Consider the following 15,688-nt stretch of genomic DNA (forward strand, 5'->3'; position numbering starts at 1 on the left):
CATGAACAGCACGCTTATCCAGACAGACCGTTTCACCTTGAGTGAAACCGAGCGCTCGGCCATCGAGCACGAGCTGCATCACTACGAAGACCCGCGCGCGGCGTCGATCGAAGCCCTGAAGATCGTTCAGAAGGAACGCGGCTGGGTGCCGGACGGCGCCCTGTACGCCATCGGCGAGATCCTCGGCATCCCGGCCAGCGACGTTGAAGGCGTGGCCACGTTCTACAGCCAGATCTTCCGTCAGCCGGTCGGCCGTCACATCATTCGCGTCTGCGACAGCATGGTCTGCTACATCGGCGGCCACGAGTCGGTGGTCAGCGAAATCCAGAACAACCTGGGTATCGGCCTGGGTCAGACCACTGCCGACGGTCGCTTCACTCTGCTGCCGGTCTGCTGCCTCGGCAACTGCGACAAGGCACCGGCGCTGATGATCGATGACGACACCTTTGGCGATGTCCAGCCTGCCGGCGTCGCCAAACTGCTCGAGGGCTACGTATGACCCTGACTTCTTTCGGCCCGGCCAACCGCATCCAGCGTTCGGCCGAGACTCACCCGCTGACCTGGCGCCTGCGTGACGACGGCGAAGCCGTGTGGCTCGACGAGTACCAGGCCAAGAACGGTTACGCCGCTGCGCGCAAAGCCTTCGCCGACATGGATCAGGATGCCATCGTCCAGACCGTGAAAGACGCCGGCCTCAAGGGTCGCGGCGGTGCAGGCTTCCCCACTGGCGTGAAGTGGGGCCTGATGCCAAAGGACGAATCCATCAACATCCGCTACCTGCTGTGCAACGCGGATGAAATGGAGCCGAACACCTGGAAAGACCGCATGCTGATGGAGCAACTGCCCCATCTGCTGATCGAAGGCATGCTGATCAGCGCCCGCGCGCTGAAAACCTACCGTGGCTACATCTTCCTGCGTGGCGAGTACACCACCGCTGCCAAGCACCTGAACCGTGCCGTGGAAGAAGCCAAGGCTGCCGGCCTGCTGGGCAAGAACATCCTGGGCAGCGGCTTCGATTTCGAGCTGTTCGTCCACACCGGCGCCGGGCGTTACATCTGCGGTGAAGAAACCGCACTGATCAACTCCCTCGAAGGCCGCCGCGCCAACCCGCGCTCCAAGCCGCCCTTCCCTGCCGCCGTTGGCGTGTGGGGCAAGCCGACCTGCGTGAACAACGTTGAAACCCTGTGCAACGTGCCGGCGATCATCGCCGACGGCGTGGACTGGTACAAATCGTTGGCCCGCGACGGCAGCGAAGACATGGGCACCAAGCTCATGGGCTTCTCCGGCAAGGTCAAGAACCCTGGCCTTTGGGAACTGCCATTCGGCGTGACCGGTCGCGAACTGTTCGAAGACTACGCCGGTGGCATGCGCGACGGCTTCAAGCTGAAAGCCTGGCAGCCAGGCGGCGCCGGTACCGGTTTCCTGTTGCCGGAACACCTCGACGCACAAATGTACGCCGGCGGCATCGCCAAAGTGGGCACCCGTATGGGTACCGGCCTGGCCATGGCGGTGGACGACAGCGTCAACATGGTGTCCCTGCTGCGCAACATGGAGCAGTTCTTCGCTCGCGAATCCTGCGGCTTCTGCACACCGTGCCGTGATGGTTTGCCATGGAGCGTCAAGCTCTTGATGGCGATCGAACAAGGTCGCGGCCAGCCAGGCGACATCGAGACCCTGCTGGGTCTGGTCAACTTCCTCGGCCCGGGCAAGACCTTCTGTGCTCACGCACCGGGTGCCGTGGAGCCGTTGGGCAGTGCCATCAAATACTTCCGTCCAGAGTTCGAAGCCGGTATCGCGCCTGCAAGCGCCGCCGTCCCGCCTCTGGCGAAGCCGATCGTAGTCGGCGCGTAAACGCTTAAAAAGGCGAAGGGTCCGTGCCCTTCGCCTTTCGTCCGATGACGCCTTTCGGGGCTGACTGGATTCGGACGGATAACAAGATTCCATTAGCCACGCCCGCTGACACCGGGCCAACGAAGACCTTTGAACCATGGCCACTATCCACGTAGACGGCAAAGCGCTCGAAGTCGACGGGGCAGACAACCTGTTACAGGCATGTCTGTCGCTGGGCCTCGACATCCCTTATTTCTGCTGGCACCCCGCGCTTGGTAGCGTCGGGGCCTGCCGCCAGTGCGCGGTCAAGCAGTACACCGACGAGAACGACACCCGTGGTCGCATCGTCATGTCCTGCATGACCCCTGCCACCGACAACACCTGGATCTCCATCGACGATGAAGAATCCAAGGCGTTTCGCGCCAGTGTTGTTGAATGGCTGATGACCAACCACCCGCACGACTGCCCTGTGTGCGAGGAAGGCGGTCACTGCCACCTGCAAGACATGACCGTGATGACCGGCCACAACGAGCGCCGTTATCGCTTCACCAAACGTACCCACCAGAACCAGCAACTGGGCCCGTTCATTTCCCACGAAATGAACCGCTGCATCGCCTGCTACCGCTGCGTGCGTTTCTATAAGGATTACGCCGGCGGCACCGACCTCGGTGTATTTGGCGCCCACGACAACGTGTACTTCGGTCGCGTTGAAGACGGCACCCTCGAAAGCGAGTTCTCCGGCAACCTCACCGAGGTCTGCCCGACCGGTGTGTTCACCGACAAGACTCACTCCGAGCGCTACAACCGCAAGTGGGACATGCAGTTCTCGCCGAGCATCTGCCATGGCTGCTCGAGCGGTTGCAACATCTCCCCGGGCGAGCGTTACGGCGAACTGCGTCGCATCGAAAACCGTTACAACGGTTCGGTGAACCAGTACTTCCTGTGCGACCGTGGCCGTTTCGGTTATGGCTACGTCAACCGCACCGACCGTCCACGTCAGCCGCTGCTGGCCGACGGCACCAAGCTTGGCCTGGATGCTGCGCTGGACAAAGCCGCTGACCTGCTGCGCGGTCGCAACATCGTCGGTATCGGTTCGCCGCGTGCCAGCCTGGAAAGCAACTACGCGTTGCGTGAACTGGTCGGCGCCGAGCACTTCTACTCCGGTATCGAAGCCTCCGAGCTGGAACGCATCCGTCTGGTCCTGCAAGTGCTGAAAGACAGCCCGCTGCCAGTGCCGAACATGCGCGACATCGAAGACCACGACGCCGTGTTCGTCCTCGGTGAAGACCTGACCCAGACCGCTGCCCGCATGGCCCTGGCCCTGCGTCAGTCGGTAAAAGGCAAGGCCGAAGACATGGCCGAAGCCATGCGCGTTCAGCCTTGGCTCGACGCCGCCGTGAAGAACATCGGTCAGCACGAGCTGAACCCCCTGTTCATCGCCAGCCTGGCTGAAACCAAGCTCGACGACATCGCCGAAGAATGCGTACACGCCGCTCCGGACGATCTGGCCCGCATCGGTTTCGCCGTGGCTCACGCCCTGGACGCCAGCGCCCCTGCCGTTGAAGGTCTGGATGCCGAAGCCCTGGAACTGGCCAAGCGCATCGCCGACGCCCTGCTCGCGGCCAAGCGTCCACTGATCATCGCCGGTACTTCGCTGGGCTCCAAAGCCTTGATCGAAGCCGCTGCGAACATCGCCAAGGCCCTGAAGCTGCGCGAGAAGAACGGTTCGATCAGCCTGATCGTGCCGGAAGCCAACAGCCTCGGCCTGGCCATGCTCGGTGGCGAATCGGTTGATGCTGCGCTGCAAGCGGTCATCGACGGCAAGGCCGACGCCATCGTCGTGCTGGAAAACGATCTGTACACCCGCACCGCCAAGGCCAAGGTCGATGCGGCACTGAACGCTGCGAAAGTAGTGATCGTTGCCGACCATCAGAAGACCGCCACCAGCGATCGCGCGCATCTGGTTCTGCCAGCCGCCAGCTTCGCTGAAGGCGACGGTACGCTGGTCAGCCAGGAAGGTCGCGCCCAGCGCTTCTTCCAGGTTTTCGACCCGCAATACATGGACGCGAGCATTCTGGTCCACGAAGGCTGGCGCTGGCTGCACGCCCTGCGCGCCACCCTGCTGAACCAGCCGATCGACTGGACGCAACTCGACCACGTGACCGCTGCCGTTGCTTCGAGCACGCCGCAACTGGCGCGTATCGTCGACGCCGCACCGTCCGCTTCGTTCCGCATCAAGGGTCTGAAACTGGCGCGTGAACCGCTGCGTTACTCCGGTCGCACCGCGATGCGCGCCGACATCAGCGTTCACGAACCACGCACCCCGCAAGACAAGGACACCGCGTTCGCCTTCTCGATGGAAGGTTACTCGGGCTCCGCCGAACCGCGTCAGCAAGTGCCGTTCGCCTGGTCGCCGGGCTGGAACTCGCCGCAAGCCTGGAACAAGTTCCAGGACGAAGTCGGTGGTCACCTGCGCGCTGGCGATCCGGGCACCCGCCTGATCGAAAGCACCGGTGATTCGCTGAACTGGTTCGCCAGTGTTCCGCGCGCGTTCAACCCGGCCCAGGGCACCTGGCAAGCCGTGCCGTTCTACCACCTGTTCGGCAGCGACGAGAACTCGTCGAAAGCCGCTCCGATCCAGGAACGCATCCCGGCCGCCTACGTTGCACTGGCCAAGTCCGAAGCGGATCGCCTGGGCGTCAACGAAGGCGCACTGCTGAGCCTCAATGTTGCCGGCCAGACCCTGCGTCTGCCGCTGCGCATCAATGAAGAGCTGGGCGCTGGCCTGGTTGCACTGCCGGCCGGTCTGGCAGGCATTCCGCCGGCGATTTTCGGCCAAACCGTTGATGGTCTGCAGGAGGCAGCGCAATGACCTGGTTCACCCCTGAAGTGATCGATGTGATCCTGACGGTCATCAAGGCCATCGTGATCCTGCTGGCCGTGGTGGTCGCAGGCGCGTTGCTCAGCTTTGTCGAGCGTCGCCTGCTGGGCTGGTGGCAGGACCGTTACGGTCCGAACCGCGTTGGCCCGTTCGGCATGTTCCAGATCGCGGCCGACATGCTGAAGATGTTCTTCAAGGAAGACTGGACCCCGCCGTTTGCCGACAAGGTGATCTTCACCCTGGCACCGGTCGTGGCCATGTCCGCCCTGCTGATCGCTTTCGCGATCATCCCGATCACCCCGACCTGGGGCGTGGCGGATCTGAACATCGGCCTGCTGTTCTTCTTCGCCATGGCCGGTCTGTCGGTCTACGCGGTGCTGTTCGCCGGCTGGTCGAGTAACAACAAGTTCGCCCTTCTCGGCAGCTTGCGTGCCTCGGCGCAGACCGTGTCCTACGAAGTGTTCATGGGCCTGGCCCTGATGGGCATCGTGGTGCAGGTCGGCTCGTTCAACATGCGCGACATCGTCGAGTACCAGGCGCAGAACCTGTGGTTCATCATTCCGCAGTTCTTCGGCTTCTGTACCTTCTTCATCGCTGGCGTGGCCGTGACTCACCGTCACCCGTTCGACCAGCCGGAAGCGGAACAGGAACTGGCCGACGGTTACCACATTGAATACGCCGGTATGAAATGGGGCATGTTCTTCGTCGGTGAATACATCGGCATCATCCTGATCTCGGCGCTGCTGGTCACCCTGTTCTTCGGTGGCTGGCACGGTCCGTTCGGCATCCTGCCGCAACTGTCCTTCGTCTGGTTCGCACTGAAGACCGCGTTCTTCATCATGCTGTTCATCCTGCTGCGCGCTTCCATCCCGCGTCCGCGTTATGACCAGGTGATGGATTTCAGCTGGAAATTCTGCCTGCCACTGACCCTGATCAATTTGCTGGTGACCGCTGCAATCGTGTTGTGGAACACGCCTGCGGTTGCGGTTCAGTGAGGATTTGACCCATGTTCAAATATATTGGCGACATCGTTAAGGGTACCGGTACCCAGTTGCGCAGCCTGGTCATGGTCTTCGGCCATGGCTTTCGCAAGCGCGACACCCTGCAATACCCGGAAGAGCCGGTCTACCTGCCACCACGCTACCGTGGTCGCATCGTCCTGACCCGTGACCCCGATGGCGAAGAACGCTGCGTAGCCTGCAACCTGTGCGCCGTGGCTTGCCCGGTGGGTTGCATCTCGCTGCAGAAAGCTGAAACCGAAGACGGTCGCTGGTACCCGGACTTCTTCCGTATCAACTTCTCGCGCTGCATTTTCTGCGGTCTCTGCGAGGAAGCCTGCCCGACCACCGCGATCCAGCTGACCCCGGATTTCGAGATGGCCGAGTTCAAACGTCAGGACCTGGTGTACGAGAAAGAAGATCTGCTGATCTCCGGCCCCGGCAAAAACCCTGATTACAACTTCTATCGTGTTGCAGGTATGGCCGTTGCGGGCAAGCCGAAAGGCGCCGCACAAAACGAAGCCGAGCCGATCAACGTGAAGAGCTTGCTGCCTTAAGGAAGAACGATGGAATTCGCTTTCTATTTCGCATCGGGTATCGCTGTTGTGTCCACATTGCGTGTGGTCACCAACACCAATCCTGTGCACGCCCTGCTCTACCTGATCATTTCGTTGATCGCCGTGGCCATGACCTTCTTCGCACTCGGCGCTCCGTTCGCCGGCGTGCTGGAAGTGATCGCCTACGCTGGCGCCATCATGGTGCTGTTCGTGTTCGTGGTGATGATGCTGAACCTCGGTCCCGCCTCGGTTCAGCAGGAACGCACCTGGCTCAAGCCCGGGATCTGGGCGGGGCCGGTCATTCTCGCCGCCCTGCTGCTGGCCGAACTGCTGTATGTGCTGTTCGCTCACCAGAGCGGTCAGGCCATCGGCCACACCACCGTCGATGCAAAAGCCGTGGGCATCAGCCTGTTCGGTCCGTATCTGCTGGTGGTCGAACTCGCCTCGATGCTGCTGCTCGCTGCAGCCGTCACGGCGTTCCATTTGGGCCGTAACGAGGCGAAGGAGTAAGACATGCCTGCTATCCCTCTCGAACATGGATTGGCCGTCGCCGGCATCCTGTTCTGCCTTGGTCTGGTCGGCCTGATGGTCCGCCGCAACATTTTGTTCGTGTTGATGAGTCTGGAAGTGATGATGAACGCCTCTGCACTGGCCTTCATCGTTGCGGGCGCCCGCTGGGCGCAACCGGATGGACAGATCATGTTCATCCTGGTGATCAGCCTTGCAGCCGCCGAAGCCAGTATTGGCCTGGCGATCCTGCTGCAACTGTATCGCCGCTTCCACACGCTCGATATCGACGCTGCCAGTGAGATGCGCGGATGAACCTACTCTTTCTGACTTTCGTATTCCCTCTGATCGGGTTCCTGTTGCTGTCGTTCTCGCGCGGCCGCTTCTCGGAAAACCTGTCGGCGCTGATCGGTGTCGGCTCCATCGGCCTGTCTGCCATCGTCGCGGCCTACGTGATCTGGCAATTCAACGTCGCACCACCGGAAGGTGGCGTCTACACCCAGGTGCTGTGGCGCTGGATGTCGGTGGAAGGTTTCCAGCCTGACTTCGCGCTGTACCTGGATGGTCTGTCCGTGACCATGCTCGGTGTGGTCGTTGGTGTCGGCTTCCTGATCCACCTGTTTGCATCGTGGTACATGCGTGGCGAAGACGGTTACTCGCGCTTCTTCTCGTACACCAACCTGTTTATCGCCAGCATGCTGTTCCTGATCCTGGGCGATAACCTGCTGTTCATCTACTTCGGTTGGGAAGGCGTGGGCCTGTGCTCGTACCTGTTGATCGGCTTCTACTACAGCAACCGCAACAACGGTAACGCCGCACTCAAAGCCTTCATCGTCACCCGTATCGGCGACGTGTTCATGGCGATCGGCCTGTTCATCCTGTTCCAGCAACTGGGCACGCTGAACGTCCAGGAACTGCTGGTGAAGGCGCCTGAGCACTTCAAGGTCGGCGATTTCTGGATCGTGCTGGCGACCCTGATGCTGCTGGGTGGTGCGGTCGGTAAATCGGCGCAACTGCCGCTGCAGACTTGGCTTGCGGACGCGATGGCCGGTCCTACCCCGGTTTCGGCACTGATCCACGCCGCAACCATGGTGACTGCCGGTGTCTACCTGATCGCCCGTACCCACGGTCTGTTCGCCTTGGCGCCGGACATCCTGCACCTGGTCGGCATCGTGGGTGGTGTGACCCTGGTACTGGCCGGTTTTGCCGCGCTGGTACAAACCGACATCAAACGTATCCTCGCCTACTCGACCATGAGCCAGATCGGCTACATGTTCCTGGCGCTGGGCGTTGGCGCCTGGGAAGGCGCGATCTTCCACCTGATGACCCACGCCTTCTTCAAGGCCCTGCTGTTCCTTGCCTCCGGTGCGGTGATCGTTGCCTGCCACCACGAGCAGAACATCTTCAAGATGGGCGGCCTGTGGAAGAAACTGCCGCTGGCCTACGCCAGCTTCATCGTCGGTGGTGCCGCTCTGGCCGCCCTGCCACTGGTGACTGCAGGTTTCTACTCCAAGGACGAAATCCTCTGGGAAGCGTTCGCCAGCGGCAACCACGGTCTGCTTTACGCAGGTCTGGTCGGCGCATTCATGACGTCGCTTTACACCTTCCGCCTGATCTTCATCGCGTTCCATGGTGAAGCCAAGACCGAAGCCCACGCCGGTCACGGCATCGCTCACTGGCTGCCGCTGTCGGTGCTGATCGTGCTGTCGACCTTCGTCGGCGCCATGATCGTTCCACCGCTGCACGGCGTACTGCCCGAGAGCGTTGGCCATGCCGGTGGCGAAGCCAAGCACAGTCTGGAAATCGCTTCGGGCGCCATCGCCCTGGCCGGTATCCTGCTGGCGGCCCTGCTGTTCCTCGGCAAGCGTCGCTTCGTGACCGCGATTGCCAACAGCGGCATCGGCCGTCTCCTTTCGGCCTGGTGGTTCGCTGCCTGGGGCTTCGACTGGATCTACGACAAACTGTTCGTGAAGCCGTACCTTGCGATCAGCCACATGCTGCGCAAAGACCCGCTCGACCAGACCATCGGTCTGATCCCGCGCATGGCCAAGGGTGGTCACACCGCCCTGAGCCGTACCGAAACCGGTCAACTGCGTTGGTACGCTGCTTCGATGGCTGCTGGTGCCGTGTTGGTCATCGGCGCTGTCGTGCTGGTAGCGGTCTGATATGAACCTTGCGAATTTGCGAAAGGAAACGAGCCCGTCATGATTCTGCCTTGGCTAATCCTGATCCCCTTCATCGGCGGCCTGCTGTGCTGGCTGGGTGAGCGCTTCGGCGCCACCCTCCCCCGCTGGATTGCGCTGTTGACCATGACCCTGGAACTCGCCCTCGGCCTCTGGCTGTGGGCCCACGGTGACTATTCATTTGCTCCGGCGCCTGGCGCCGATCCGACCTGGGCGCTTGAGTTCAAGCACGTCTGGATCCAGCGCTTCGGCATCAACGTGCACCTGGCCCTCGACGGCCTGTCGCTGCTGATGATCCTGCTGACCGGTCTGCTGGGTATCCTGTCGGTACTCTGCTCGTGGAAAGAGATTCAACGTCACGTTGGCTTCTTCCACCTGAACCTGATGTGGATCCTGGGCGGCGTTGTCGGCGTGTTCCTGGCCCTCGACCTGTTCATGTTCTTCTTCTTCTGGGAAATGATGCTGGTGCCGATGTACTTCCTCATCGCGCTCTGGGGTCACAGTTCTTCGGACGGCAAGAAAACCCGTATCTACGCCGCGACCAAGTTCTTCATCTTCACTCAGGCTTCCGGCCTGATCATGCTGGTGGCGATCCTCGGTCTGGTCCTGGTCAACTACAACAGCACCGGCGTGATCACCTTCAACTACGCCGATCTGTTGAAGACCAAGATGTCGATGACCACCGAGTACATTCTGATGCTCGGCTTCTTCATCGCCTTCGCGGTCAAGCTGCCCGTGGTTCCGTTCCACTCCTGGCTGCCTGACGCTCACGCCCAGGCACCGACTGCAGGTTCCGTCGACCTCGCCGGTATCTTGCTGAAAACCGCGGCCTACGGTCTGCTGCGTTTCGCCCTGCCGCTGTTCCCGAACGCCTCGGCCGAATTCGCGCCGATCGCCATGACCCTCGGTCTGATCGGGATCTTCTACGGTGCGTTCCTCGCTTTCGCGCAAACCGACATCAAGCGTCTGATCGCCTTCTCGTCCGTTTCCCACATGGGCTTCGTACTGATCGGCATCTACTCCGGCAGCCAACTGGCGCTGCAAGGTGCCGTGATCCAGATGCTGGCGCACGGTCTGTCGGCGGCGGCACTGTTTATCCTCAGCGGTCAGCTGTACGAGCGTCTGCATACTCGTGACATGCGTGAGATGGGCGGTCTGTGGTCGCGTATCGCTTACCTGCCGGCGATCAGCCTGTTCTTCGCAGCCGCCTCTCTGGGTCTGCCGGGTACCGGTAACTTCGTCGGCGAGTTCCTGATCCTGATCGGTACGTTCGCCAGTGCTCCATGGATCACCGCGATTGCCACCTCCGGTCTGGTGTTCGGTTCGGTCTACTCGCTGATCATGATCCACCGCGCTTACTTTGGTCCGTCCAAATCGGATTCGATCCTGCACGGCATGGACGGTCGCGAACTGATCATGGTGCTGGGCCTTGCGGTACTGCTGATTTACCTCGGCGTCTACCCGCAACCGTTCCTCGACACTTCTGCCGCCACGATGCATGGCGTGCAGCAGTGGCTCGGCACCGCCTTCACTCAACTCGCTTCGGCCCGGTAAGAGCGCTATGGAATTCACGATTCAACACTTTATTGCGCTTGCGCCACTGTTGATCACCAGCCTCACCATTATCGTGGTGATGCTGGCAATCGCCTGGCGCCGCAACCACTCGCAGACCTTCCTGATTTCGGTGGCAGGTCTGAACCTGGCCTTGCTGTCGATCCTGCCGGCCCTGAAAGTCGCGCCTCTGGCCGTGACCCCATTGCTGCAGATCGACACCTTTGCCTGCCTGTACATGGCGCTGATCCTGGTCGCCACCCTCGCTTGCGTCACCCTCGCCCACGCCTACCTCGGCGATGGCGGTTCGGGTTACCCGGGCAACCGTGAAGAACTGTACCTGCTGATCCTGATGGCCGCCGCCGGTGGCTTGGTTCTGGTCAGCGCGCAGCACCTGGCCGGCTTGTTCATCGGTTTGGAACTGCTCTCGGTGCCGGTCTACGGTCTGGTGGCCTACGCCTTCTTCAACAAGCGTTCGCTGGAAGCCGGCATCAAGTACATGGTGCTGTCGGCCGCCGGTTCCGCGTTCCTGCTGTTCGGTATGGCGCTGCTGTACGCAGACTCGGGTTCGCTGAGCTTCGTCGGTATCGGTCAGGCCCTGGCCGCGACCGGCTTGCCAAGCTCGCTGGCACAACTGGGCCTGGGCATGATGCTGATCGGTCTGGCGTTCAAGCTGTCGCTGGTACCGTTCCACTTGTGGACGCCGGACGTGTACGAAGGTGCTCCGGCACCGGTGGCCGCGTTCCTCGCCACCGCGTCGAAAGTGGCTGTGTTCGCGGTCATGGTTCGTCTGTTCCAAATCTCCCCTGCCGCAAGCAGTGGCGTACTGAGCAACGTGCTGACCATCATCGCCATCGCTTCGATCCTGTTCGGTAACCTGCTGGCCCTGACCCAGAGCAACCTCAAGCGTCTGCTCGGTTACTCCTCCATCGCGCACTTCGGCTACCTGCTGATCGCACTGGTGGCGAGCAAGGGTCTGGCGGTGGAAGCCATCGGCGTGTACCTGGTCACCTACGTGATCACCAGCCTCGGCGCCTTCGGCGTGATCACCCTGATGTCCTCGCCGTACAACGGCCGTGACGCAGACGCGCTGTACGAATACCGCGGCCTGTTCTGGCGCCGTCCGTACCTGACCGCCGTACTGACCGTGATGATGCTGTCCCTGGCCGGTATCCCGCTGACCGCTGGCTTCATCGGCAAGTTCTACATCATCGCTACCGGTGTCGAGTCGCACCAATGGTGGCTGGTAGGTTCCTTGGTACTGGGCAGCGCCATCGGCGTGTTCTACTACCTGCGCGTGATGGTCACCCTGTACCTGATCGAACCGAACCTGCGCCGCCACGACGCCCAACTGCACTGGGAACAGAAAGCAGGCGGCGTGATGCTGCTGGCGATCGCTGTGGTTGCGTTCTTCCTCGGCGTCTACCCACAACCGCTGCTGACCCTGGTTCAGCAATCGGGCCTGGCGGGCTGATCGCTCAGCGATAGTTGGCTAGAAACAGAAACGGCACCTTCGGGTGCCGTTTTTGTTTTTGTGGGATTTTGATTTTCAACGCCCTCCCCTTTTTAGGAATTTGCCTTCAAAACGATGAGCAACGGCTGACATCACGCAGTTGGCCTATGCCGTTAAATTCGAAAGTCACCCATCAAGTGGAGATCCAGAAACCATGAAGCGAGATATTTTTTCAGAGTTGATGGACGGCCTAAAGGCGTTAGCCGAAGAACGCAAAGACAAAGTCACCTTGAAAAAAACGCGCGCCCAACGGATCGGAACCATGAAGGGCCAACTCACACTTCCCAATGACATCGATACCTCTCTGCCAGAAGACGTGCTGGATAGCTTCGAACGGTAGAAACGAACATTTGCATACATGGAACGATCAGACCCACCCTGTGTGTGAGTTTCGCCCGCCCCACCTGACAAAATTGTAATTCCCCAATCACCTCCGCGTTATCTGCAGCCTGCAACGATGTCACCCGGCGACCATGCCGGCGGGCCCCTTGTCCGTCGAACAATAAAACCCACGCCGAAGCTCGTTCCCGTTCTGCCGAACCCAAGGAGTGATTGATGGTTAACAACACAAAAATATCGATGGCCGCTCTGGCAGTGGTCGTCGGCGCCGGGCCGTCCTCGGTGTTTGCAGAAGAAAAACCCGAAGGGTTTATCGAAGGCAGCAGCCTGACGGTGCTCAACCGTAACCTTTACTTCAACCGTGATCACCGCAACGGTCAGTCCAGCCCTACCGGCAATGGATACTCCGAAGCCTGGGCCCACGGCATCATCGGCAAGTTCGAATCCGGTTTCACCCAGGGCACCGTCGGGGTCGGGGTGGATGCATTTGCGATGATCGGCCTGAAGCTCGACACCGGCGACGGCCGCAACGGTGGCCGCAGTTCGTTCGATGTGTTGCCGGTCAACAGCGACGGTGAAGCACGGGACGAATACACCAAGGTCGGCGGCGCCGCCAAAGTGCGGGCCTTCGATACGGTGGTGAAAGTCGGTGATGTGTTCCCGGCCAACCCGGTGGTCGCGGCAGGTGATTCGCGATTGCTGCCGGAAAGCTTTCGCGGTGTGACCGCGACCAACAACAGCGTCGAAGACCTGTCGATCCAGGGCGGCCGGTTGCATGCGATGAGTCAACCGGTGTCCAGCGACCTGCGCGAGAACTTCGCGACCTTCTATGCCGGCCCGGTCAACTCGCCGTGGATCGCTTACGGCGGCGGCGATTACGCGCTGAACAAAAACCTGAGTTTCAGCCTGTACTCCAGCCGCCTCAAAGATGCCTGGAACCAGTACTACGCCGGCACCGCCTGGACGTATCCGCTGTCGGATGACCTGTCGCTGTTCGGCGGCCTGAATTACTACAAGGCGGTCGACGAGGGCAAACAATTGCTCGGCGAGTTCGACAACAACATCTGGAGCGGCCGCGTCGGCGTGAAACTCGGCGCGCATTCCGTCGCCCTTTCCCACCAGCGCAACAACGGCAACGACGACTTCGACTACCTGCGCCAGTCCGACTCGATCTTCCTCGACAACTCGATCCAGTACAGCGACTTCAACTCGCCGAAAGAACGCTCGTGGATGGTGCGCTACGACCTCGACATGACCCCCTACGGCGTGCCCGGCCTGTCGTTCATGACCCGTTATGCACGCGGCACCGACGCCGATTACTCCAACGCCAACGCCGTGTACATGCGCCGCGATGCCGACGGCAATCCACTGACCGACCAGAAGCGCTGGGAGCGTGACATCGAAGTCAAATACGTGGTGCAGAGCGGTTCGATGAAAGACCTGTCGCTGCGCCTGCGCCAGGCCACGACCAGAGCCACGGCATTTGAGTCGGACCTGGATGAGGTACGGGTGATCGTCGAATACCCGCTGGCGATTCTCTGAGTTTTACGAGCAATGCCCATTCACCTTTAGAAGCTCCTTGCTCCTTTGGTAAGAGGTGAATCCTTTGGCGTCCTTCGGGGCGCTTTTTTTTGTTCCGCAAATAACAGATCGATTTCTTGACCGGACAAGCGGTCACCTGCCATCTTCGCCAGCGCTGAAAAACAAGAACAACGAGGGATCGATGAGCGCGCGTAAAAACCTGGAAATCGAATACTTGAGAGGCGCGGCCGTCGCCATGACCCTCTTGAGCCACGTCAACATGATGCTGCCGTTTCACGCCGATACGCTGCTGAGGATCTTTTCTGTCTTCATGCCCTGGACCGGGGTCGATCTGTTCTTCTGCATTTCCGGTTTCGTGGTGAGCAAGGCCTATCTGGACTATTTCGACAAACACCGCGCGCAAGGCCAGCCGGGGCTGGCCGCCGCTTGTTTCTGGCTACGGCGCGCCTACCGGCTGTTGCCCACTGCGTGGCTCTGGATTCTCCTCCCGCTGTTGTTTTCCATTGTGTTCAACCAGTCGAACGCCTTCGGCTCGTGGTACGACAATCTGCGCAGTTTCACTGCCGTAGCAACATTCACTGGCAACATCGCTCATTACCAATCACTGCTGGGTTCCAGCCCCCAATACTGGAGCCTGGCGCTGGAGGAGCAGTTCTACTTCGTCTTTCCGTTTTTTCTGCTGTTCATAACGTCGCCACGCTGGCGCGTCATCGTCCTGTTCGCGCTCATTGCCTTGCAGTTTGGTGTGGATCGAAATCCTTTCGGCCACCCCATGAGCATCCTCACGTACTTCCGTCTGGACGCAATGCTCTGGGGAATTCTCCTGTGCCTGTTTACCCGAACCCGCCTCTATCGGCAGATCGAACCGCGTGAGCTGGGGCAGAGTTCGACCAGATCCATGTTCTGCACGCTTTTTCTGCTCTACATGCTGGGTGCTGTCGCCATACAACTGATAGCCATGCCGATTGCCGTCGGCATGGTCGCGCTCGTCGCGGTGCTGATTGTCTGGCTGGCGAGTTACGAGAAGGGTTACATCTACTGCCCGGCCTTCATGCGCGGTTTCATGCAGTGGGCCGGCTCGCGATCCTATGGACTCTACGTGATTCACGTCTTCACCAATCACCTGAGTACAGAGATCTGGACCCGTGTGGCCGCCAGTCAGGGCGTGCCCTTGGACGGGCGTTTTACCCTTGAGCTGTTAGCGACGTCTCTGGTTCTGCTGGTAGTGCTGAGCGAGCTCAATTACCGCTTTATCGAAACGCCCCTGCGCCAGCGTGGAGCAGAGATTGCCCGCCGCAAACTGAGCCATGAAACGCCTGCGGTAACTGCCGGCGCAACTGCTGAGCCATTGCCAGTCAAATAACCCGCAAACGCAAAAGCGCGGCAGACGCCAGGGTCTTCCGCGCATGACCACAATGGCCGGGTGCACACCGTGAAAGTGCGCAGCATCAGCTGCCGCTGTTTCGGCAAGCACCCGCCACGCTGTACTTGAGCGTATTGAGCTGCCCGTTCGAATCCTCATAGGTCATCGCAGTGGGGACGACGGCGCAAGCGGGCTGGGGCTTCACAACGCTGACGATTTTCACCACATCAAGCTTCATTCCGTATTCGTAATCCTTCACCACGGGCGCCGCCTTGCCCCGTTCGGCCGCGTATTGCTCCATGGCCTTGGCGTTGGCGCTGAACGCTCGCTCGAAGGTTCGATCACCACCGCCTTCGGCCAGCACATTCACAGACATCGCCATGGCGCCGGCGAAGGTCATCCACTTGATCCACTTCATGTTCAA

General features: G+C 60.6%; 14 protein-coding genes. 13 read left to right on the plus strand and 1 reads right to left on the minus strand.

Annotated elements, in window-relative coordinates; all coding sequences use genetic code 11:
* Position 1 precedes the first annotated feature (1 nt).
* From nuoE to EIY71_RS25225, 13 genes are all read left to right on the plus strand, one after another.
* Entirely contained in the window at positions 2 to 499 is a 498-nt protein-coding gene (nuoE, locus tag EIY71_RS25165) for an NADH-quinone oxidoreductase subunit NuoE (RefSeq protein WP_003223804.1), read from the plus strand.
* A complete protein-coding gene (gene nuoF / locus EIY71_RS25170; protein ID WP_007951458.1) occupies positions 496 to 1,851 on the plus strand; it encodes an NADH-quinone oxidoreductase subunit NuoF in 1,356 nt (451 codons plus the stop codon). The genes nuoE and nuoF overlap by 4 nt, the downstream gene beginning before the upstream one ends.
* Positions 1,852 to 1,987: 136 nt before the next feature.
* Positions 1,988 to 4,702 carry an NADH-quinone oxidoreductase subunit NuoG gene (nuoG, locus tag EIY71_RS25175; RefSeq protein ID WP_134023537.1) on the plus strand — a complete coding sequence of 905 codons (2,715 nt, stop codon included), beginning with the start codon at positions 1,988 to 1,990 and terminating at the stop codon, positions 4,700 to 4,702.
* Entirely contained in the window at positions 4,699 to 5,706 is a 1,008-nt protein-coding gene (nuoH, locus tag EIY71_RS25180) for an NADH-quinone oxidoreductase subunit NuoH (protein ID WP_007951460.1), read from the plus strand. Before nuoG ends, nuoH begins: the two co-directional genes overlap by 4 nt.
* Positions 5,707 to 5,717: 11 nt before the next feature.
* Positions 5,718 to 6,266, plus strand: coding sequence for an NADH-quinone oxidoreductase subunit NuoI (gene nuoI / locus EIY71_RS25185; protein ID WP_007951461.1), 549 nt, complete (start codon positions 5,718 to 5,720; stop codon positions 6,264 to 6,266).
* 9 nt (positions 6,267 to 6,275) lie between these two features.
* Positions 6,276 to 6,776 carry an NADH-quinone oxidoreductase subunit J gene (nuoJ, locus tag EIY71_RS25190; RefSeq protein WP_007951462.1) on the plus strand — a complete coding sequence of 167 codons (501 nt, stop codon included), beginning with the start codon at positions 6,276 to 6,278 and terminating at the stop codon, positions 6,774 to 6,776.
* 3 nt (positions 6,777 to 6,779) lie between these two features.
* The gene (gene nuoK, locus EIY71_RS25195) at positions 6,780 to 7,088 is read left to right on the plus strand and encodes an NADH-quinone oxidoreductase subunit NuoK (protein ID WP_003180046.1); all 309 of its coding nucleotides are present in this window, start codon (positions 6,780 to 6,782) and stop codon (positions 7,086 to 7,088) included.
* Positions 7,085 to 8,938: an NADH-quinone oxidoreductase subunit L gene (gene nuoL, locus EIY71_RS25200; RefSeq protein ID WP_085612666.1), complete on the plus strand. Its 1,854-nt coding sequence runs from the start codon at positions 7,085 to 7,087 to the stop codon at positions 8,936 to 8,938. The genes nuoK and nuoL overlap by 4 nt, the downstream gene beginning before the upstream one ends.
* Positions 8,939 to 8,977: 39 nt before the next feature.
* On the plus strand, positions 8,978 to 10,510 hold the full coding sequence (gene nuoM, locus EIY71_RS25205; protein WP_011334963.1) for an NADH-quinone oxidoreductase subunit M: 1,533 nt from the start codon (positions 8,978 to 8,980) through the stop codon (positions 10,508 to 10,510).
* Positions 10,511 to 10,517: 7 nt separating this feature from the next.
* Positions 10,518 to 11,981: an NADH-quinone oxidoreductase subunit NuoN gene (nuoN, locus tag EIY71_RS25210; RefSeq protein ID WP_011334964.1), complete on the plus strand. Its 1,464-nt coding sequence runs from the start codon at positions 10,518 to 10,520 to the stop codon at positions 11,979 to 11,981.
* A gap of 193 nt (positions 11,982 to 12,174) precedes the next feature.
* Complete coding sequence (locus tag EIY71_RS25215; RefSeq protein WP_102687963.1) at positions 12,175 to 12,360, plus strand: hypothetical protein; 186 nt, start codon at positions 12,175 to 12,177, stop codon at positions 12,358 to 12,360.
* Positions 12,361 to 12,575: 215 nt separating this feature from the next.
* Entirely contained in the window at positions 12,576 to 13,901 is a 1,326-nt protein-coding gene (locus EIY71_RS25220; RefSeq protein WP_134023539.1) for an OprD family porin, read from the plus strand.
* 181 nt (positions 13,902 to 14,082) lie between these two features.
* On the plus strand, positions 14,083 to 15,264 hold the full coding sequence (locus EIY71_RS25225) for an acyltransferase (RefSeq protein WP_134023541.1): 1,182 nt from the start codon (positions 14,083 to 14,085) through the stop codon (positions 15,262 to 15,264).
* 85 nt (positions 15,265 to 15,349) lie between these two features.
* On the opposite strand, the gene EIY71_RS25230 is transcribed toward EIY71_RS25225, so the two are convergent.
* The gene (locus tag EIY71_RS25230) at positions 15,350 to 15,682 is read right to left on the minus strand and encodes a DUF2790 domain-containing protein (protein WP_102687960.1); all 333 of its coding nucleotides are present in this window, start codon (positions 15,680 to 15,682) and stop codon (positions 15,350 to 15,352) included.
* Between the last annotated feature and the right edge of the window lie 6 nt (positions 15,683 to 15,688).

It is taken from the genome of Pseudomonas sp. CH235, from assembly GCF_004368175.1.
Lineage (GTDB): Bacteria > Pseudomonadota > Gammaproteobacteria > Pseudomonadales > Pseudomonadaceae > Aquipseudomonas > Aquipseudomonas paraglycinae.

Coding starts and splice junctions, on each gene's coding strand:
- nuoE (WP_003223804.1), top strand. CDS start 2: ATGAACAGCACGCTTATCCAGACAGACCGTTTCACCTTGAGTGAAACC.
- nuoF (WP_007951458.1), top strand. CDS start 496: ATGACCCTGACTTCTTTCGGCCCGGCCAACCGCATCCAGCGTTCGGCC.
- nuoG (WP_134023537.1), top strand. CDS start 1,988: ATGGCCACTATCCACGTAGACGGCAAAGCGCTCGAAGTCGACGGGGCA.
- nuoH (WP_007951460.1), top strand. CDS start 4,699: ATGACCTGGTTCACCCCTGAAGTGATCGATGTGATCCTGACGGTCATC.
- nuoI (WP_007951461.1), top strand. CDS start 5,718: ATGTTCAAATATATTGGCGACATCGTTAAGGGTACCGGTACCCAGTTG.
- nuoJ (WP_007951462.1), top strand. CDS start 6,276: ATGGAATTCGCTTTCTATTTCGCATCGGGTATCGCTGTTGTGTCCACA.
- nuoK (WP_003180046.1), top strand. CDS start 6,780: ATGCCTGCTATCCCTCTCGAACATGGATTGGCCGTCGCCGGCATCCTG.
- nuoL (WP_085612666.1), top strand. CDS start 7,085: ATGAACCTACTCTTTCTGACTTTCGTATTCCCTCTGATCGGGTTCCTG.
- nuoM (WP_011334963.1), top strand. CDS start 8,978: ATGATTCTGCCTTGGCTAATCCTGATCCCCTTCATCGGCGGCCTGCTG.
- nuoN (WP_011334964.1), top strand. CDS start 10,518: ATGGAATTCACGATTCAACACTTTATTGCGCTTGCGCCACTGTTGATC.
- EIY71_RS25215 (WP_102687963.1), top strand. CDS start 12,175: ATGAAGCGAGATATTTTTTCAGAGTTGATGGACGGCCTAAAGGCGTTA.
- EIY71_RS25220 (WP_134023539.1), top strand. CDS start 12,576: ATGGTTAACAACACAAAAATATCGATGGCCGCTCTGGCAGTGGTCGTC.
- EIY71_RS25225 (WP_134023541.1), top strand. CDS start 14,083: ATGAGCGCGCGTAAAAACCTGGAAATCGAATACTTGAGAGGCGCGGCC.
- EIY71_RS25230 (WP_102687960.1), bottom strand. CDS start 15,682: ATGAAGTGGATCAAGTGGATGACCTTCGCCGGCGCCATGGCGATGTCT.